This window comes from Amycolatopsis taiwanensis DSM 45107 (assembly GCF_000519205.1).
Taxonomy (GTDB): Bacteria; Actinomycetota; Actinomycetes; order Mycobacteriales; family Pseudonocardiaceae; genus Amycolatopsis_E; species Amycolatopsis_E taiwanensis.
Window position 1 is genome coordinate 75,504 of record NZ_JAFB01000038.1, and the last position, 17,895, is coordinate 93,398.

18 protein-coding genes are annotated in these 17,895 nt (G+C 67.9%); 11 read left to right on the plus strand and 7 right to left on the minus strand.

What is annotated here, in order from left to right; all coding sequences use genetic code 11:
- The first annotated feature begins 371 nt into the window (after positions 1-371).
- From A3CU_RS0127670 to ispH, 3 genes are read left to right on the plus strand one after another with little or no spacing between them, the layout of a single operon-like run.
- Positions 372-1,787: a family 2B encapsulin nanocompartment shell protein gene (locus tag A3CU_RS0127670; protein ID WP_027945035.1), complete on the plus strand. Its 1,416-nt coding sequence runs from the start codon at positions 372-374 to the stop codon at positions 1,785-1,787.
- On the plus strand, positions 1,784-3,082 hold the full coding sequence (locus A3CU_RS0127675; RefSeq protein ID WP_027945036.1) for a cyclic nucleotide-binding domain-containing protein: 1,299 nt from the start codon (positions 1,784-1,786) through the stop codon (positions 3,080-3,082). Before A3CU_RS0127670 ends, A3CU_RS0127675 begins: the two co-directional genes overlap by 4 nt.
- Before the next feature lie 42 nt (positions 3,083-3,124).
- Positions 3,125-4,378, plus strand: a complete 1,254-nt coding sequence (gene ispH, locus A3CU_RS46905; RefSeq protein ID WP_084143843.1) for a 4-hydroxy-3-methylbut-2-enyl diphosphate reductase — start codon at positions 3,125-3,127, stop codon at positions 4,376-4,378.
- Between the two features lie 2 nt (positions 4,379-4,380).
- On the opposite strand, the gene A3CU_RS46910 is transcribed toward ispH, so the two are convergent.
- The 3 genes from A3CU_RS46910 to ctaD form a co-directional block, all read right to left on the minus strand.
- On the minus strand, positions 4,381-4,617 hold the full coding sequence (locus tag A3CU_RS46910) for a DUF3618 domain-containing protein (RefSeq protein WP_052372269.1): 237 nt from the start codon (positions 4,615-4,617) through the stop codon (positions 4,381-4,383).
- The gene (locus A3CU_RS0127690) at positions 4,610-5,005 is read right to left on the minus strand and encodes a phage holin family protein (RefSeq protein WP_027945038.1); all 396 of its coding nucleotides are present in this window, start codon (positions 5,003-5,005) and stop codon (positions 4,610-4,612) included. The genes A3CU_RS46910 and A3CU_RS0127690 overlap by 8 nt, the downstream gene beginning before the upstream one ends.
- A gap of 104 nt (positions 5,006-5,109) precedes the next feature.
- Complete coding sequence (gene ctaD, locus A3CU_RS0127695) at positions 5,110-6,870, minus strand: aa3-type cytochrome oxidase subunit I (protein WP_027945039.1); 1,761 nt, start codon at positions 6,868-6,870, stop codon at positions 5,110-5,112.
- 208 nt (positions 6,871-7,078) lie between these two features.
- Between ctaD and A3CU_RS46915 the strand changes: the two genes are divergently transcribed.
- Both A3CU_RS46915 and A3CU_RS0127705 read left to right on the plus strand, forming a co-directional pair.
- Positions 7,079-7,456, plus strand: a complete 378-nt coding sequence (locus tag A3CU_RS46915) for an ATP-binding protein (RefSeq protein WP_043842730.1) — start codon at positions 7,079-7,081, stop codon at positions 7,454-7,456.
- A gap of 165 nt (positions 7,457-7,621) precedes the next feature.
- A complete protein-coding gene (locus A3CU_RS0127705; protein WP_043842732.1) occupies positions 7,622-8,002 on the plus strand; it encodes an STAS domain-containing protein in 381 nt (126 codons plus the stop codon).
- A gap of 96 nt (positions 8,003-8,098) precedes the next feature.
- Here the strand turns inward: A3CU_RS0127705 and A3CU_RS0127710 are convergent, their stop codons facing one another.
- A complete protein-coding gene (locus tag A3CU_RS0127710) occupies positions 8,099-9,319 on the minus strand; it encodes a glycosyltransferase (RefSeq protein ID WP_027945041.1) in 1,221 nt (406 codons plus the stop codon).
- A gap of 291 nt (positions 9,320-9,610) precedes the next feature.
- On the opposite strand from A3CU_RS0127710, the gene A3CU_RS0127715 reads away from it, so the two are divergent.
- The 5 genes from A3CU_RS0127715 (at position 9,611) to A3CU_RS0127735 (ending at position 16,139) form a co-directional block, all read left to right on the plus strand.
- Positions 9,611-10,378, plus strand: coding sequence for a SigB/SigF/SigG family RNA polymerase sigma factor (locus tag A3CU_RS0127715; protein WP_027945042.1), 768 nt, complete (start codon positions 9,611-9,613; stop codon positions 10,376-10,378).
- 39 nt (positions 10,379-10,417) lie between these two features.
- The gene (locus A3CU_RS0127720) at positions 10,418-12,511 is read left to right on the plus strand and encodes a catalase (protein WP_027945043.1); all 2,094 of its coding nucleotides are present in this window, start codon (positions 10,418-10,420) and stop codon (positions 12,509-12,511) included.
- Between the two features lie 118 nt (positions 12,512-12,629).
- On the plus strand, positions 12,630-12,983 hold the full coding sequence (locus tag A3CU_RS0127725; protein WP_043842734.1) for an ArsR/SmtB family transcription factor: 354 nt from the start codon (positions 12,630-12,632) through the stop codon (positions 12,981-12,983).
- A gap of 58 nt (positions 12,984-13,041) precedes the next feature.
- Positions 13,042-13,776 carry a beta-phosphoglucomutase family hydrolase gene (locus A3CU_RS0127730; RefSeq protein ID WP_027945045.1) on the plus strand — a complete coding sequence of 245 codons (735 nt, stop codon included), beginning with the start codon at positions 13,042-13,044 and terminating at the stop codon, positions 13,774-13,776.
- Positions 13,773-16,139, plus strand: a complete 2,367-nt coding sequence (locus tag A3CU_RS0127735; RefSeq protein WP_027945046.1) for a glycoside hydrolase family 65 protein — start codon at positions 13,773-13,775, stop codon at positions 16,137-16,139. The genes A3CU_RS0127730 and A3CU_RS0127735 overlap by 4 nt, the downstream gene beginning before the upstream one ends.
- Positions 16,140-16,173: 34 nt before the next feature.
- On the opposite strand, the gene A3CU_RS53630 is transcribed toward A3CU_RS0127735, so the two are convergent.
- Complete coding sequence (locus tag A3CU_RS53630; protein ID WP_169739698.1) at positions 16,174-16,344, minus strand: hypothetical protein; 171 nt, start codon at positions 16,342-16,344, stop codon at positions 16,174-16,176.
- A 70-nt stretch (positions 16,345-16,414) separates the two neighbouring features.
- On the opposite strand from A3CU_RS53630, the gene A3CU_RS0127745 reads away from it, so the two are divergent.
- Positions 16,415-16,792, plus strand: a complete 378-nt coding sequence (locus tag A3CU_RS0127745) for a nitroreductase family deazaflavin-dependent oxidoreductase (protein ID WP_027945047.1) — start codon at positions 16,415-16,417, stop codon at positions 16,790-16,792.
- Between the two features lie 24 nt (positions 16,793-16,816).
- On the opposite strand, the gene A3CU_RS0127750 is transcribed toward A3CU_RS0127745, so the two are convergent.
- Together A3CU_RS0127750 and A3CU_RS0127755 are read right to left on the minus strand one after the other, a co-directional pair.
- On the minus strand, positions 16,817-17,299 hold the full coding sequence (locus tag A3CU_RS0127750; RefSeq protein ID WP_027945048.1) for a DUF6194 family protein: 483 nt from the start codon (positions 17,297-17,299) through the stop codon (positions 16,817-16,819).
- A 373-nt stretch (positions 17,300-17,672) separates the two neighbouring features.
- On the minus strand, positions 17,673-17,895 hold a 223-nt coding region (locus tag A3CU_RS0127755), incomplete at its 5' end, for a transposase (RefSeq protein ID WP_027945049.1).

Sequence of the window (17,895 nt, forward strand, 5' to 3'; positions counted from 1 at the left end):
GCTACCCGAGGTCAGGACCCGATTCTCGAGCGCGGAAAGGCGGCCGCGATTTGGCCCGATCGGCGCAACCGAAGGTCGCGGCGGTAGACCGGTATCCGCAGCTCACCCCGATGCGTGCAAGCCGACTGCTCGCGTTGAGCGATTACCACCGCGGCGGCGCTACCGCGCGTCCGCGAAATCCGCGAATTCCTCTCGACCACACGGAAGAGTGACTGCAGCGATCTTGAATACGGTGCTAACGTCGTTTCCGCCGCCGGCCGGACGCGGTCGGCGGGCGACCATGCTACCAAACTCTTTTTCGGCGGAAAGAACACACTATTCGCGCGGGCGCCGATTTTGGCGCCTCGCATGAAGATTGGTGGTTTTTCGACGTGACCGTCACCGAGTCCGCCCCTCCGGGAATCGCCGGCGACCGGCCGTGGCTGAGCCTGAGCACCGCGGCGGCGCGAAACCTGGCGACCACGACGAAAACCGTGCCGCAGATGCAGGGCATCACGCCGCGCTGGCTGTTGCGCGCGTTGCCCTGGGTGGAGGTCACGGGCGGCACGTACCAGGTCAACCGTCGCCTCGGCTGCGCGAGTAGCGACGGGCGAGTCAGCTTCGTCGGCACCGCCGACCGGGTGCGGGTCGTCCCGCCGGAGCTGGCGGAACTGCCGCCACTGCGCGGGTTCTCCGACGAGACCGTGCTGAAGGCGCTTTCCGAACGGTGCACCCAGCACAGCTACGAGCCCGGAGACGTGCTCGTCGAGTTCGGGCACCAGGCCGACCGGGCCGTGCTCATCGCGCACGGAAAGGTCGCCAAGGTCGGGCCGGGGCGCTACGGGAGCCAGACCACGCTCGGCATCCTGGCCGACGGCGACCATTTCGGCGGCGACGCCCTCGCCGAACCGAAAGGCATCTGGGAATACACCGTCAAGGCCCTGACCCCGGTCACCACACTGCACCTGCAACGCCGCGACTTCGACGAACTGCTCGCCGAATCCGACTCGCTCGGCGAGCACGTCGCGCGGTTCCAGGCACGCCGGCGACCATCCAGCAACAGCGCCGGAGAAGCCGACATCACGGTGATTTCCGGCCATTCCGGCGAGCAGGTACTGCCGGGCACGTTCGCCGACTACGAACCGTCGCCCCGCGAATACGAGCTCAGCGCCGCACAGGCGGTGCTCCGGGTCCACACCCGCGTAGCGGACCTCTACAACCACCCCATCGACCAGACCGGCCAGCAGGTCCGCCTCACCGTCGAAGCGCTTCGCGAACGCGAGGAACACGAACTGGTCAACAATCCCGAATTCGGCCTGCTGCACAACGCCGACCGCCGGCAGCGCCTGCACACCCGCAGCGGCCCGCCCACTCCGGACGACTTCGACGACCTGCTCACCACGGTGTGGAAGGAGCCGGACTTCTTTCTCGCTCACCCCCGCGCGATCGCGGCGTTCGGCCGGGAATGCACCGCGCGCGGGCTCTATCCGTCCGATGTGGACTATCATGGACATCGGGTTCCGGCATGGCGCGGGGTGCCGATCCTGCCGTGCGACAAGATCGGCATCAGCCGGACCCATACCACTTCGGTGCTGCTCATGCGCACCGGCGAGACGAATCGCGGAGTGGTCGGGCTGCACCGCACCGGCCTTCCGGACGAGTACGAGCCGGGACTTTCCGTCCGGTTCATGGGAATCGACGAAACAGCGACCATTTCCTACCTGGTGTCGGCCTACTACTCGGTCGCGGTGCTCGTGCCGGATGCGCTGGGAATACTGGAGAACGTCGAAATCGGGCGTGAACCGTGATCACGCCGGTCCATTCGGGCACCGGCCCGAGCCTGCCCGTGGCCGTGGCGCGGAACCTGGCCACGGCGGCCGGGCCGGTGCCGCCGACCAGGGGAAGCGACCGCTGGCTGCTGCGCAGGCTGCCCTGGGTGGACGTCACGGCCGGGCGTTACCGGGCCAACGGCCGGCCGGGCGAGCGGGCCGGTGCCGGCCGGGTCGCCTTCTACGACACCCTGGGCGAGGTCGAGGCTGTCCCTGCGAGCCTGCGCGAGGTTGCGCTGTTTCGCGGCTGCACCGACTCCGACCTGCTGGCGACCGTCGCCGGCTGCCTGGTGCCGGAGGAGTTCGCGCCCGGCGATGTGATCGTGTCCGCCGGACGGCCCGCCGAAGCGCTCTTCCTGATCGCCCAGGGAAAGGTCGCCAAGATCGGCGCCGGGCGCTACGGGAACCGGACGAACCTCGACATCCTCGCCGACGGCGACCATTTCGGCAGCGAGCCGGTCACCGACCCGCGAGGCAACTGGGAATACACGATGAAGGCGCTCACACCGGTCACCACGCTCACCCTCACCCGGACCGATCTCCAACGGCTGGCGAAACTGTCACGGCCTTTGCGCGAGCAGGTCGAACGACTGCGCCATAGGTCCACATGCGACAGTTGCGACGACGAACCCTCAACCCGCGAATACGAACTCAGCGCCACGCAAGCCGTGCTCCGCGTGCCCGCCCGCGCCTACGACCTGTATCGCCAGACCGGCCGGTGGCTCCGCCTGACCGTCGAAGCACTCCGCGAACGCCAGGAACACGAACTGCTCAACAACCCCCGATTCGGCCTGCTCCACAACGCGGCTCAGAACCAGCGCGTGCACACCCGCAGCGGCCCGCCGGCCCCGGACGACCTGGACGAGTTGTTGGCCCGGCGGCACGGCACCGAATTCTTTCTCGCCCATCCCCGCGCCATCGCGGCCTTCGGCCGGGAATGCAGCGCACGGGGTATCGCGCCGGCGACCGTGGAGGTCGACGGCAAGCCCTTTCCCGCCTGGCGTGGGTTGCCGCTGCTGCCCTGCGACAAGATCCTGGTCTCGTGGCAGGGCACCAGTTCGATCCTGGCGATGCGGACCGGTGAGCGGAACCGGGGCGTCGTCGGCCTGCGGCGCAGGAGAATCCCGGACGAGATCGAACCCGGGGTGAGCGCGCGGTTGTCGGGCGCCGGCGAGCGCTCCTACCTCGTTGTCGCCTACTACTCGGTCGCCGTGCTCGCGCCCGACGCGTTGGGCGTGCTGGAAAACGTCGAGATCGCCCATGGAAATGGATAAGACAGAACGTAACTCGAAACGCGAGATCGGCAGGAGGATGCCGTGTTCACCGCCGCCCAGAGCATCATCGCCGCTAACCACCCGGGCAGCCCAGACCCGGGTGTCGTGCTCGTCGCAGACGTCCTGCTGTGGCCCAACCGGCCGGCTATCCCGTGCCCGGCGGCCGTGCTGCTGGAGGGTGAGCTGCAGCGGCGCGGAGCCCGGACCAAGCGCGGGCACCTGCACGTCGACGCCGAAGACCGGGAGGCGGTGACGCTGCGGACCGTGCTGCCGGGCATCGGTGGCCTCGGCGCCGCGGTCAGCCTGCCGACCGGCCGGGTCACCGAGGCGGTGTGCGGCGCGATGGCGGCCTGCCTGGCGGTCGCGGGGCCCGCCAGGCGTGTGCTGCTCGCCGCGCCGCGATCGTTCTGTGCGGGCGTGGAGCGGGCCATCGAACTGGTGGAACGGCTGCTGAGCGAACGCGGCGGACCGGTCTACGTCCGCAAGCCGGTCGTGCACAACGCGCACGTCGCCGCGGAACTCCGGTCGCGTGGCGTGGTGTTCGTGGAGGAGCTGACCGAGGTCCCGCACGGCGCGACGGTGGTGTTCTCGTCGCACGGTGTCTCGCCCGCCGTGCGCGTCGCTGCCCGGCGCCGGGGGCTCGAGGTGATCGACGCGACCTGCCCGCTCGTCGAGCGGTTGCACGCCGAAGCCCGCCGGGCCGCCGAGGAGGGCGGCACCGTGATCGTCGTCGGGCACGCCGGCAACGAGGAGGTGGACGGCATTCTCGGCGAGGCACCCGGCCGGATCGCGCTGGTGCAGTCGGTCGAGGAGGCTCGGCACGTTCCGGTCGCCGATCCGTCCCGGGTCTCCTACGTCATCCAGACGACGCTGAGCGTGCACGAAACCGCGGAGGTGGTGGACGCCCTGCGGGCCCGGTTCCCCATGCTGAAGGGTCCCTCGTCCGAAGACGTCTGTTACGCCACGACGAACCGCCAGAACGCGGTGCGAGTGATCGCTGTGGAGTCCGAGCTCGTCCTCGTGGTCGGCTCGAAGAGCTCCCCGAACGCGCACCAGCTGGTGGAGATCGCGCGGCGCAGCGGCTCGGCCGCGCACCTGGTCGAGGATCCCCGCGACATCCAGCCCCACTGGCTGACCGAGGTGCGCACGATCGGCGTGACCGCCGGCGCCTCCACGCCCCCGCCGCTGGTGAACTCCGTGATCCGGGCGCTGGGCGGGCTGGGTCCGGTCACGGTGGAAAAGCGCGAGAGCGTCCGCGAGACGAGCGGCTCCCCGCAGCCGTCGGCGGTCGGGTGAGCTCAGGTCTTCCCACGGATCGACCGGCGGCGTCGCCTCCGACGCGCGCGCTTGCGGAGGATGAGCAGGAAGACTAGGACGAAGGCGAACGCCGCGGCCGCGCCGAACGTCATGCGCTGCGCGGCGTACCTGACCCGGTTCGCCAGCTCCTGCGCGGTCTCCTCCAACTCCCGCCGGGTCAGCTCGGCGTCCAGCCGCGCTTCTTCGGGGTCGTGCGGGAAACCCGGACTCTCACTCATGGTGCCGCACCGCCCGCACGTCCTTGGCCATGCCCGCGACGGCCTCCTGCGGCAGCGGCGGCGCCGCGGCCCGGAGCGAGCGCCTGCCCAGCAGCGCGGCCAGGCCGCCGACCAGCAGCAGGCCCACGCCGATCAACAACGCTGACAGCCACGCCGGCACCGCCAGCGCCAGCGCGATCACCGCCGCGGCCACCAGGGTGAGCCCGCCGTACAACGCCATGATCGCGGCGAACCCGGCCAGGCCCGCGCCCCTCCCGGCCCGCTTGCCCTTCCGGCGAAGCTCATCGGTGGCCAGCCGCATCTCGTCCCGGACCAGGCGGCGGACCTGGTCCGACATGTCCTGCACCAGTTCCGCGAACGAGCGGTCCTGGACAGCGCGCTCAGCCATCTCGTCCTCCTCTCCTAGCCTCGGGTAGTGACCACGCCCTGGTTCTGATGCGACTACTACCCCGAGGTTCAGAAAGTTAACCGTCGCGCCGAACGCGCCGCCGGCTAATCGCGACTGAGACCGCCAGACGCCTTCTCCGAGGGCGTTTGCCGAGCCTCCGAGTGCGGCAGCGGCCTGCCGGTGAGCGTGATGTGGCCTTCCTCGTGCAGCCTTTCGATCATGTGCGGATAATGCAGTTCGAACGCGGGCCGCTCGGACCGGATCCGCGGCAGCTCGAGGAAGTTGTGCCGCGGCGGCGGACAGGTGGTGGCCCATTCCAGCGAGTTGCCGAAGCCCCACGGATCGTCGACCTCGACCTTCTCCCCGAACCGCCAGCTACGCACCACGTTCCACACGAACGGCAGCATCGACGCACCGAGAATGAACGCGCCGATCGTGGAAATCGTGTTCAGCAGGGTGAAGCCGTCCGTCGGCAGGTAGTCGGCGTACCGGCGCGGCATACCCATGTCACCGAGCCAGTGCTGTACCAGGAACGTGGTGTGGAAACCGATGAACGTCGTCCAGAAATGCAGCTTGCCCAGCCTTTCGTCCAGCATGCGGCCGGCCATCTTGGGGAACCAGAAATAGACCCCGGCGAACGTGGCGAACACGATCGTGCCGAACAGCACGTAGTGGAAGTGCGCGACCACGAAATACGTGTCGGTGATGTGGAAGTCCAGCGGCGGGGAGGCCAGCAGGACCCCGGTCAGGCCGCCGAGCAGGAACGTCACCATGAACCCGACCGACCACAGCATCGGTGTCTCGAAGCTGAGCTGGCCCCGCCACATGGTGCCGATCCAGTTGAAGAACTTGATCCCGGTCGGCACCGCGATCAGGAAGGTCATGATCGAGAAGAACGGCAGCAACACCGCGCCCGTCGCGAACATGTGGTGCGCCCACACGGCGAACGACAGCGCGGTGATACCCAGCGTGGCGAACACCATCAGCCGGTAACCGAACAGCGGTTTGCGGCTGAACACCGGCACCACCTCGGTGATGATGCCGAAGTAAGGCAGCGCGACGATGTAGACCTCGGGATGGCCGAAGAACCAGAACGTGTGCTGCCACAGGATCGCGCCGCCGTTGGCCGGGTCGAGCAGGTGCGCGCCGATGATCCGGTCGGCGCCCAGCGCGAAGAGCGCGGCGGTCAGGATCGGGAACACCGCGAGCACCAGGATGCTGGTGAACAGGATGTTCCAGGTGAAGATCGGCATCCGCCACATGGTCATGCCGGGACAGCGTAGGCAAATGATCGTGGTGAGCATGTTGACGGCGCCCAGGATGGTGCCGATACCGGCCACGATCAGCCCGAACACCCACAGGTTCCCGCCGATGCCCGGCGAGTGCATCGCGTCGGACAGCGGCGCGTAGGCGGTCCACCCGAAGTCGGCGGCGCCGCCCGGGGCGAGGAACGAGCTCAGCACGACGAGCCCGCCGAACAGGAACAGCCAGTAGGAAAAGGCGTTCAAGCGGGGGAACGCGACGTCCGGCGAACCGATCTGCAACGGCAGGATCAGGTTGGCGAAGGCGAACACGTTCGGTGTCGCGTAGAGCAGCAACATGATCGTGCCGTGCATGGTGAACAGCTGGTTGTACTGCTCCTGCGACAGGAACTGCAGGCCGGGTCGCGCGAGCTCGGCGCGCATCAGCAGCGCCATCGCACCGCCGATCATGAAGAAGCCCAGCGAGGTGAACAGGTAGAGCCACCCGATCACCTTGTGATCGGTGGTCCTCATCAGGCGTAGCAGGGCCGTGCCGCGCCGGTGGCGGGCCGGCAGTTCGTATTGGTTTCCAACGACTATGGGGCGTGGCCTGACTTCCGTCATTCGCTCCTCCGCCTGATCGCGCACAGTGCAGAGCTCGCCTACCCACTGTGCGCCTCCGGCAAACTCGAATCAAGACCCCTCGTCACTTCGGGCTCGTCGATCGCCCTTCCGGCCGGGCCCACTGCGGTGCCGGCCACGCATGGCGGTTTGACCATCGCGTACCGGGGTATGTGCCTCGGCGTCAGGGAAAATCTGGAGAAAGCTCGAAATGCGACGCCACACCGAGACCACTTTGGTCAGGACACCGGAAGCAGCACGCCAGGCCCGGCGGATCGTGGCCGAGGCTTGCGCCGACTGGCGGCTCGACGGGCTGGAATCGGATGCCGAGATCGTCGCAACGGAACTGGTGGAAAACACCTTGAAGCACACTCGGTCCATTCCCCGGCTGCGACTGGTGCTACGGGACGGCGCGCTGACGGTGGCTGTCTCGGACGACGACTCGGCGGCCGTCCGTGTCCGGGAGGAGGAGAGTGAGCGCGACCGAGGGTTCGGAATGCTGGTCATCTCGCGCATAGCCCGGGTCTGGGGCTGCACCTGGGCCCGGGCCGGGAAGACGGTGTGGGCTGTCTTACCCACACGTCCGTGACGTTCGCTTGCATCATGCCGCCCGCCGGACATACGGTCTAGGTGAGCGGTTGAGCAAAACAGCCGTGCGGGAGTGAACGCACGCAGCCGGCGGGAAGCTCGAACACCTGCTCGGGCGTGTCTGGTGCTCTCACCCTGAACCTGAAGAGTGAACAGGGGGAACGCCGTGCACGCGACACCAGCCGTAAGCATCCGGATCGAAGACCGTGAAGGCGGTATCCGGCTCGCCCGGACCTCCGGGGAGCTGGATGCGCTGGGCGCTCCGGTGCTGCGCGAATGCCTCTACGAGAGTATTTTCCCCGACCACGACTTCGTCCTGGATCTGGACGAGGTGACCTTTCTCGGCTCGGCCGGGATGCGAGTCCTGATGGACACCGGCGGTAAGGCGCTCCGCCACGGGCTGCACTGGGCGCTCGTGGCCAACGGCCGTCCGGTTTCCCGGCCACTGTGGGCGACCGGCCTGGCCGCGCAACTGCCCTTGCAGCCGAGCGTGCCCGAGGCCATCCGGACCCTCACCGCGAAGATCGGGCCCGCGCACGCGGTTTAGCGGTGTCGGCGAGAAGACAGCAGAGTAGCTCGCTGTCTTCTCGCCGTTACCGTTAACAGGTGCTGAACGGCCACATCGAGTTGTCCACGCTGGACATCAGGCTCGGCGCGCGGCGCGGCCGGAAAATGCATTTTGTTCGGAAAGCGCCTTTTCATAGACGCGCAGAATGTCGGCGGCGATGCGATCCCACGAATAACGGGAGCGGGCCCGGTCCATTCCGGCCACGCCGTATGCTTCGCGCAGGGCCTGGTCGTCGAGCAGCCGACGCAGCGTGGCCGCGAGCACGCCCGGCCGCCGGGGTGGCACCAGTTCGCCGGTGACGCCGTCGACCACGGTGTCGATGAGGCCGCCCACCGCGGAGGCGACCACCGGGACCCCGCAGGCCATGGCTTCCAGCGGCACGATGCCGAACGGCTCGTACCACGGAGTGCATGCCACGATGTCGGCCGAGCGCAGCAACGCCGGCATGTCGCTGCGGGACACCCGGCCGAGCAGGCGTACCCGGCCGGCGACGCCGGCCCGCCGGGCCAGCTCGGTCAGCCGCCGCGCCTCCGGATCGTCGGCGAGCCGTCCCGGTTCCGGACCACCCGCGATCACCAGCTCGGTATCCGGCACGCCGGCCAGCGCCCCGATCGCGGTGGCGAAGCCCTTGCGCGGCACCAACCGGCCCACACTCACGATCCGCCGCGGCGCCGAGGTGGCGGTGGCACGGCCGTCGACGCCGAACCGGCCCAGGTCCACCCCGCACGGCACGATCGACATCCGCGACCTCGGCAGGCCCAGCCTGGCCAGCTCGAACACCTCGTCCGTGCAGGTCGCGGCGACCCGTGAGACGGACTTGCCGACGATCCGCTCCAGCCGGATCCGCTCCGGCGGGCTGGTGTCCGCCGAACCCTGGTAACGGCGCTTCACCACACCGAGCGCGTGGAAGGTCTGAATCACCGACAGGTCGAGGTCGCGCGCGGCGAGCACGGAGGCCAGCCCGGACATCCAGAAGTGGGCGTGCACCACGTCCGGCGGGTCACGCCGCCAAGCCGCGGCGAGGAACGCGCCGAACTCGCCCAGATACGGGAGCAACTCGTCCCTGGGCAGCCTGGTGCAGGGGCCGGCCGGCACGTGGACGACCTGGTAACCGGCTTTCGCGCGGACCGTCCGGCGCTGGCGCGCATCGTCACGTCGCGTGTAGACGGTCACGTCGTGTCCCTGCCGGCACAAGGCCGCGGAAAGCTCGGCCACGTGCAGGTTCTGGCCACCGGCGTCCACGTCGCCGAGCGAAGCGAGCGGATTGGCGTGTTCGGACACCATCGAAATCTTCATCGGCCACCTCCCACAACCGCACCACACAAAGAACGCTGTCCAAAACGCAGGGTCGGCACTCACAGTGACAGACAACGAGTTATGTGGGCGGGGAGGCAGGCCGCCCCGTGATGACCGGCAGCTGGCACGGATGTCACGGTCTGGCTACCCGCACACGTTCTGAAAAAACTGGCACATTCGCGCCCGCGCATTTCCTGCCTGAGGAGTTACCGACAGCGAAGGAGCTAAACCGGAGAGGAGCAAGGTTCGGGCCGGGGGTGTGAACATTTCCGCCGACGGGTAACCCGGGCTATGCGCAGCCCGACCGAGACGGCTACGTGTGCCGAGAAGTTCGCCGAGCTGACCGCGCCTGGATCGGACGAGCAGCGCCGGCTGAGGCTTCGTGCCGAGCTCGTGATGGAGTACTTGTCCGTCGCCGAGCACATCGCCCGCCGGTTCCGCGGGCGCGGCGAGGCCTTCGACGACCTGGTGCAGGTCGCGCGGGTCGGCCTGATCAACGCGGTCGACCGGTTCGAGCCGGACCGCGGCACCGATTTCCTGTCCTTCGCGGTGCCGACGATCATGGGTGAAGTCCGGCGCCATTTCCGGGACACGAGCTGGTCGGTGCGCGTGCCACGCCGACTGAAGGAGCTGCATCTGCAGATCGGGCAGGTCAGCGGCGAACTCGGCCAGCGACTCGGCCGCGCACCGACGCCCACCGAGATCGCCCTCGAAGTGAACATGAGCGTCGAGGAGGTCAGCGAAGGGCTGCAGGCCGGCAACGCCTACTACGCCGTCTCGGTCGACAAGCCGGCCGGTGACGATGCCGAAGCCGCTTCTCTGGCGGACACACTCGGCGAAGAGGACGGCGGGCTCGAATCGGTGGAAAACCACGAGGCGCTGCAACCGTTGCTGCGGGAGCTTCCGCCGCGCGAACGCACCATCCTCATGTTGCGGTTCTTCGGGAACATGACCCAGACCCAGATCGCCGAGCGCGTCGGCATCTCCCAGATGCACGTGTCGCGACTGCTCGCGCAGACGCTCGCGCACCTGCGCGCCAAACTCACCCAGGACCCCTGAGGCTCGTTTCACCCGCACAGGCCCGGGTAGCCGGGTCCCATGTCACGTGATGCCAAAGACCAGCAGATGCAATCATCGCGAGTCGATCTCGACCATACCCGGCTGACCACGCAACAGGGTGTACGAGTCGACCACACCGACGATTCCCTCACCATCACCGAACGCGGTCCGACCCTGCTCGAAGACTTCCACGCCAGGGAGAAAATCACCCATTTCGACCACGAACGGATACCCGAGCGCGTGGTGCACGCGCGCGGCGCCGGCGCCTACGGCCATTTCCAGGCCTACGAAGGCTGGCTGAGGGACTACACCGTGGCCGAGTTCCTGACCAGTGGTGAGCAGATCCCGGTCTTCGTCCGGTTCTCCACCGTGGCCGGGTCGCGGGGCTCCGCCGACACCGTGCGCGACGTACGTGGCTTCGCCACGAAGTTCTTCACCCGCCAGGGGAACTACGACCTGGTGGGCAACAACATGCCGGTGTTCTTCATCCAGGACGGCATCAAGTTCCCGGACTTCGTGCATGCGGTGAAGCCGGAGCCGGACAACGAGATCCCGCAGGCGGCCTCCGCACACGATACGCTGTGGGACTTCGTTTCGCTGCAACCGGAAACGCTGCACATGATGATGTGGCTGATGTCGGACCGGGCGCTGCCGCGCAGCTACCGGATGATGCAGGGGTTCGGCGTACACACCTTCCGGCTGGTCAACGCCGACGGGCAGGGTACGTTCGTGAAGTTCCACTGGAAGCCGGTGCTGGGCACCCATTCCCTGGTCTGGGACGAATGCCAGAAGATCGCCGGCAAGGACCCGGACTACAACCGGCGCGACCTGTGGGACTGCATCGAGGCCGGCCAGTTCCCGGAATGGGAGCTCGGTGTCCAACTGGTGGACGAAAAGGACGAGTTCTCCTTCGACTTCGACCTGCTCGACCCGACGAAGATCATCCCGGAGGAGCAGGTGCCGGTGCGGCCGGTGGGGCGCATGGTGCTTGACCGCAACCCGGACAACTTCTTCGCCGAGACCGAGCAGGTGGCCTTCCACACCGCGAACGTGGTACCAGGCATAGACTTCACCAACGACCCCTTGCTCCAGGCCCGCAACTTCTCCTATTTGGATACCCAGCTGATCCGCCTCGGCGGGCCGAACTTCGCGCAGCTCCCGGTGAACCGGCCGATCGCGGACGTGCACACCAACCAGCGTGACGGCTACGGCCAGCAGGCGGTGCACAAGGGACGGACGAGCTACTTCAAGAACAGCATCAGCGGCGGGTGCCCGGCGATCGCCGATTCCGGCACGTTCAGCCACTACACCGAACACGTGGAAGGGCACAAGATCCGCAAGCGCAGCGAGAGCTTCAAGGACTTCTACAGCCAGGCGACCCTGTTCTGGAACAGCATGTCCGAAGTGGAGCGCGAGCACATCGTCAGCGCGTTCCGGTTCGAGCTCGGGAAGGTCACCAGCAAGGAGATCCGGGGCCGCGTGGTGGCCGAGCTCAACAATGTCGATCACGAACTGGCCATCCGGGTCAGCGAGGGCGTCGGCGTCACCGCGCCGGCGGAAGAAGTGCGCCCCAACCACGGCCGCAGCTCACCCGCGCTGTCTCAGCTGAACGCGCCGTCGAACCGGATCTCGACCCGCCGGATCGCGGTGCTGGTCGCCGACGGCGTCGACGCGACCGGAACGCGTCGTGTGGTCGACGAGCTGACCAAACGGGAGGCGGTGGTCGAACTGCTCGCGCCCAGCGACGGCGAGGTACGCCCCGGCACTGGTGAACCGCTGGAGGCGGACCGGCAGCTCAACACCATGGCCTCGGTGCTCTACGACGCCGTCGTCGTGCCCTGCGGACCGGACAGTGTGAATCTGCTCAGCCAGGACGGGTACGCGGTTCATTTCGTGGCCGAGGCCTACAAGCACGCCAAGCCGGTCGCCGCGTTCGGCTCCGGGCGCGACCTGCTGCACCGGGCGGGGGTCACCGACCGGATCGCCGATAACGAGCAAGTGACGGTGGACCAGGGCGTTGTGACCACGGCGGCCGCATCACAGGAACTGACCACCGAGTTCTTCGACGCGTTCGCCACCGAGATCGGCCGCCACCGGGCTTGGGAGCGCAGGACCGACGCCGTCCCGGCCTGACCCCAAAGCCCGTCCCGGCGAGGGAGGCGGACGCACGGCCCGTCTCCGGCGCACACACCCGGACGCCCTCCGCACCAGAGGTGAGACCATAACCAGGGTGGAGCCGGAACGACACGTGATGGACGAGGCCGCCGTCGAAGCCGCTCTGGACGGGCTCGGTGACCGCGCGGTGGTGGTGCAGTGGGCGCGGCGGTTCTCGGTGCTGGCCGACCCCTCGCGACTGACCCTGCTGGTGTGCATCCACTACGCGCGCGAGATCAGCGTTTCGGATCTGGCGGTGGCCGCGGGCATGACCGACACCGCGGTCTCCCAGGCGCTGCGGCTGCTGCGCGCGCACGGACTGGTGACCGGGCACCGGAGCGGCCGGGTCGTGCGTTACCGGCTGGCCGACGCGACGGTGCACGAGCTGATCCATCGGGTCCGGCCCCATCCGGACCGGACTCCGCACGGCGAAGAGAAGAGCCATGTCTAGCCGGGATGAACACGTCGAAACACCGGCGAGTGGAGCCGTTCACCGGTACGGTCGAGACATGATCGGACTCCCCGATGACATCTCCGCCTGCCTGTTCGATCTCGACGGCGTGCTGACCGGCACCGCCGAACTGCACAAGCAAGCGTGGAAACAGACATTCGATTCGTTTCTTCGCGAGCGAGACGGCAGCAATTACCGTTGCTTCACCGATCGGGACTACGCGGAGTACGTGGACGGGCGGCCGAGGCTGGACGGTGTGCGCGGCTTTCTCGCCTCGCGCAATATCTCGCTCCCCGAGGGTGGCCCGGGCGACAAGGTCACCGATCACAGCGTCCACGGGCTGGCCGCCCGGAAGAACGAACTGGTCCTGCGGATCATCGAACACCGCGGGGTCGACCCCTATCCCGGCTCGGTGCGCTATCTCGAAGCGGTCCAGCGGGCCGGGTTGCGCATCGCGGTGGTCACGTCCTCGGCCAACGCGGCCTCCGTACTCGAAGCCGCGAACCTGGACCGGTTCGCGCAGGCACGGATCGACGGCGTGGTGATCGAACGCGAAAAGCTGCGCGGGAAGCCCGCACCCGACTCGTTCCTGGCCGCGGCGAAGGCACTGGGCGTGGCACCGGCGAACGCCGCCGTGTTCGAGGACGCGCTGGCCGGCGTCGCCGCCGGCAAGGCCGGCGGCTTCGGGCACGTGGTCGGCGTCGACCGCGAGGACCAGGCCGACGAGTTGCGCGCACACGGCGCCGACGTGGTCGTTCGCGATCTATCGGAACTGTTGCGGGGTGACGCGTGACCGTGCAGGGTTACGAGACCGCGCCGTGGGAACTGCGCTGGCACACGCTCGCGATCGACCAGCTGGAGCGGACGGAGTCCACGTTCGCGCTGTCCAACGGCCACATCGGCATCCGCGGCACGCTGGAGGAGGGCGAGCCACGCGGCAAGCCGGGCACCTACCTCAACGGCTTCTACGAGGAGCACGCGCTGCCCTACGCCGAAGCCGGTTACGGCTATCCGGAGGCCGGGCAGACGGTCGTGAACGTGACCGACGGCAAGGTCATCCGGCTGCTGGTGGAGGACGAACCATTCGACATGCGCTACGGCACGGCGACGGCACACGAGCGGTGGCTTGACTTCCGCTCGGGCACGCTGAGCCGGCTGACCGAATGGGTCTCCCCCACCGGTCGCCAGGTCCGGGTCCACACACAGCGCCTGGTGTCCTTCACGCAGCGTGCGGTCGTGGCGATCCGGTACGAGGTCGAGCCGCTCGACGGCGACATGCAGCTGGTCTTGCAGTCCGACCTGCTGGCCAACGAGCCGATCGAACCGGAGACCAAGGACCCCCGGGTGGCCGCCGCCCTGCAGTCGCCACTGGTCTCGGAGTTCGCCCTGGCCGAGGACTACCACGCCGTGCTGGTGCACCGGACGCGCAACTCCGGGCTGCGGATGGCGGCGGCGATGGACCACCAGATCGAGAGCCCGCACGCGTTCCGCAGCGACATCATCGTGGAAGAGGACCTGGCCCGGCTGACCGTGGCAGTGGACGTGCCGAAGGGCGACCGGCTGGTGGTGACCAAGTTCCTCGGTTACGGCTGGTCGGCGAAGCGCTCGATCCCGGCGCTGCGCGCGCAGGTCTCGGCGGCGCTGGCCGGCGCACGGCAGACCGGCTGGGACGGACTGCTCGCCGAGCAGCGGGCGTTTCTCGACGACTTCTGGGAAACCGCCGACATCCAGCTCGACGGCGACCCGGAACTCCAGCAGGCAACCAGGTTCGCGCTGTTCCACATCCTGCAGGCCGGGGCTCGCGGCGAGAGCCGGGCGATCCCGGGCAAGGGGCTGACCGGGCCGGGCTACGACGGACATGCCTTCTGGGACACCGAATCCTTCGTGCTGCCGGTGCTCACCTACACCGTGCCTGAGGCGGCCCGCGACGCGCTGCGCTGGCGGCACAGCACGCTACCCAAGGCGCGCGAGCGCGCCGTCCAGTTGGGCCTGCGCGGCGCGGCCTTCCCGTGGCGGTCGATCAACGGCGCGGAGTGCTCGGCGTACTGGCCGGCCGGCACCGCCGCGTTCCACGTCAGCGCAGCCATCGCGGACGCGGTCGTGCGCTACCTCGACGCGACCGGGGACACCGAGTTCGAGCGGGACGTCGGCACGGAGTTGCTGATCGAGACCGCACGGTTGTGGATGTCTCTCGGGCATTTCGACCTACACGGCAAGTTCCGCATCGACGGTGTGACCGGTCCGGACGAGTATTCGGCGATCGCCGACAACAACGTCTACACGAACCTGATGGCGCGCCGGAACCTGCTGGCGGCGGCGGCCTCGTGCGAGCGGGTGCCCGAAGTGGCCGAGCGGCTCGGCGCGGACGAGCCGGAGCTGGGCACCTGGCGTCAGGCCGCGGAGCGGATGTTCGTGCCCTACGACGAGGAACTCGGGGTGCATCCGCAGTCCGAAGGGTTCACCGAGCACGCCGAGTGGGACTTCGACAACACCCCTGCCGAGGACTATCCGCTGCTGCTCAACGTCCCGTACTTCGACCTGTACCGGAAGCAGGTGATCAAGCAGGCGGACCTGGTGCTGGCGCTGCACCTGTGCGGGGACCGGTTCACGCCCGAGGAGAAGGCCCGCAACTTCGCCTACTACGAGGCACGGACCGTGCGCGACTCGTCACTGTCGGCCGGAACGCAGGCGGTGATCGCCGCCGAGGTCGGGCATCTCGATCTCGCCTACGACTACGTCGGGGAGGCCGCGCTCACCGACCTGCACGACGTGCACAACAACGTGCGCGAAGGCCTGCACATGGCGTCACTGGCGGGCGCGTGGCACGGAGTCGTGGCGGGGTTCGGCGGGATGCGCGACCACAACGGCGAGATCACCTTCGCCCCGCGCCTGCCCGAAGGGCTCGACCGCATCGAGTTCCGGATGTGCGTGCGCGGCAACCGCTTCGCCGTGGAGATTCACCGCGACCGCGCGACCTACCGCCTGGTGGCCGGTGAGCCGGTGGAGATCACGCACCACGGCCAGCCGTGCAAGGTGTCCGAACACCCGATGAGCCTGAGCATCCCGGAGATCGACCCGGGTCCCGCGCCCACCCAGCCGCCCGGCCGGGCCCCGTCCCGCCGCCACCCGGAACGCCTGCGCCGTCACGAGTTCTGAGGGATCTGGGGTCGCAAGGCCCCGTGTCCCGCCCCTATTCCGGGGGCTCCGGGTGGGGTACTTCCGGCTTCACGTCGTCCTTGTTGGGCGGCTCCTCGACTTCCTCGGTCTGCATGAGGTCGAGGTCGGGATGCGTCAGTTTCGGGAAGTTCGGTCCGAGCGACGGCTCCGGGTCGAGGCGGGGCCGCTTCTGTTCCTGCGTCATGCAACTGGCATACCTCAGATCGGGGAAACGTCAAGACCCAAAATTCATCAGGCGTTGATATACTCGGGCGATGGTCCTTCCCAAACGGCTCGCGCGATTCAACCGGATCTTCACCAACCGGGTGCTGGGCCTGCTCACACCGCGCCTGCCCTACTTCGGCACCATCATCCACAATGGACGGCGTTCCGGGCGGACCTACCGCACCCCGGTCAACGTCTTCCGCGTCCCCGAAGGCTACGTCGTGGCGCTCACCTACGGCTCCGACAGTGACTGGGTGCGGAACGTGCTCGCCGCCGAAGGCTGCGAACTCGTGACCCGTGGGCGCACGATCAAGCTGACGCAGCCGCGGATCGTGCATGACGAAAAGCGCTCGGCCATGCCTCTGCTGGTCCGCCTGATCATCGGCCTTGCCGGCGTGACGGAGTTCCTCTACCTCCAGCCCGCGTGAGACCGTGGCCTGTCCACACCACGCTCAGCGCGGCCCCGACCTTGATTCAGCGCGCCGTTCGTAGCGTGAGCGGGCGAGCCGGTAGGCGGTGCGAAGCAGTTCGTAAGTCTCCGATTCCGTGCGCTTGCCCGGGTTGACCACGGCAAGCCAACCAGCGGTGCCGTAGACGGGATGTGCCATGACGGTGTCGGCGGTACTGGGGTCGATCTCGGTGGCGGCCGAGTCGCGTGGCTCGTGACCGGTCCACCGTGTGAACGCTTCCTTCCCGGCGGCGATGTTCACGCGGAAGGCATCCGGCCGATCCAGGTGCGATGCCTCGTCACCGGGATAGTTCTTGGTCACGATCGTCGCGAAGGGTTGCGTCCTCGTCGGGGTGACGCCATCGGGCGCGTAGTAGAAGAAGGTGTCGCCCCAGGCGAGCTCCGGCGAGCCGTCGCCGGGTGCCGGCTTGAGGGTCAGGACACCGTCGAGTTCGGCTACGAAGCCGATGATCTCCTCCATGGTCATGTCTTTTTTCCTCCGCGAGTTTGCGCGCGACCGCGATCGTGTCGACGGGCGCTGTATAGGGATCGAGTCACGTACGCGACGATGGCGCCCCGCCGCCCCGATAAGGGGGTCTGGGGGCTTGCCCCCAGTCGGGGGTGTGGGGGCGGAGCCCCNACAAGCCACGGGACAGAAGGCGCGTGCTCGGTGGTCACCTTGATTGCCGCGGGTTGACCCGAGGGGTGTCACGCCTTCTAGTGTTACATTGAAGTGGTTGTGGAGACTCTCAGCCAGGGATCCAGGGGGTCAGGGTGGAAAGCCTCAAACCAAGAAAGTTGCGCGAGCCTGTCACGATTTTTGTGTAAGTCGGAGGTGACTTACTAACGTTTGTAGCTTATCAGAATGGGAGCCGGTTCGGGAAGATTCGAGCGAGTGTGTTCAACGCCACTTTCCATCCGTGGGTTCCTGTGCCAGACGTGCCTCCGCGACGGCTGGAAATGTTGCGCAGTCCGAGGTAGAGAATCTTCATCGCGGCGTCTTTGTCGGGGAAATGGCCGCGGTTTTTGGTGATTTTGCGGAGCTGGAAATTGATGGACTCGATCGCATTTGTGGTGTACACG

Coding starts and splice junctions, on each gene's coding strand:
- A3CU_RS46910 (WP_052372269.1), bottom strand. CDS start 4,617: ATGAGTGAGAGTCCGGGTTTCCCGCACGACCCCGAAGAAGCGCGGCTG.
- A3CU_RS0127690 (WP_027945038.1), bottom strand. CDS start 5,005: ATGGCTGAGCGCGCTGTCCAGGACCGCTCGTTCGCGGAACTGGTGCAG.
- ctaD (WP_027945039.1), bottom strand. CDS start 6,870: ATGACGGAAGTCAGGCCACGCCCCATAGTCGTTGGAAACCAATACGAA.
- A3CU_RS46915 (WP_043842730.1), top strand. CDS start 7,079: ATGCGACGCCACACCGAGACCACTTTGGTCAGGACACCGGAAGCAGCA.
- A3CU_RS0127710 (WP_027945041.1), bottom strand. CDS start 9,319: ATGAAGATTTCGATGGTGTCCGAACACGCCAATCCGCTCGCTTCGCTC.
- A3CU_RS0127715 (WP_027945042.1), top strand. CDS start 9,611: ATGCGCAGCCCGACCGAGACGGCTACGTGTGCCGAGAAGTTCGCCGAG.
- A3CU_RS0127720 (WP_027945043.1), top strand. CDS start 10,418: ATGTCACGTGATGCCAAAGACCAGCAGATGCAATCATCGCGAGTCGAT.
- A3CU_RS0127725 (WP_043842734.1), top strand. CDS start 12,630: ATGGACGAGGCCGCCGTCGAAGCCGCTCTGGACGGGCTCGGTGACCGC.
- A3CU_RS0127730 (WP_027945045.1), top strand. CDS start 13,042: ATGATCGGACTCCCCGATGACATCTCCGCCTGCCTGTTCGATCTCGAC.
- A3CU_RS53630 (WP_169739698.1), bottom strand. CDS start 16,344: ATGACGCAGGAACAGAAGCGGCCCCGCCTCGACCCGGAGCCGTCGCTC.
- A3CU_RS0127745 (WP_027945047.1), top strand. CDS start 16,415: ATGGTCCTTCCCAAACGGCTCGCGCGATTCAACCGGATCTTCACCAAC.
- A3CU_RS0127750 (WP_027945048.1), bottom strand. CDS start 17,299: ATGACCATGGAGGAGATCATCGGCTTCGTAGCCGAACTCGACGGTGTC.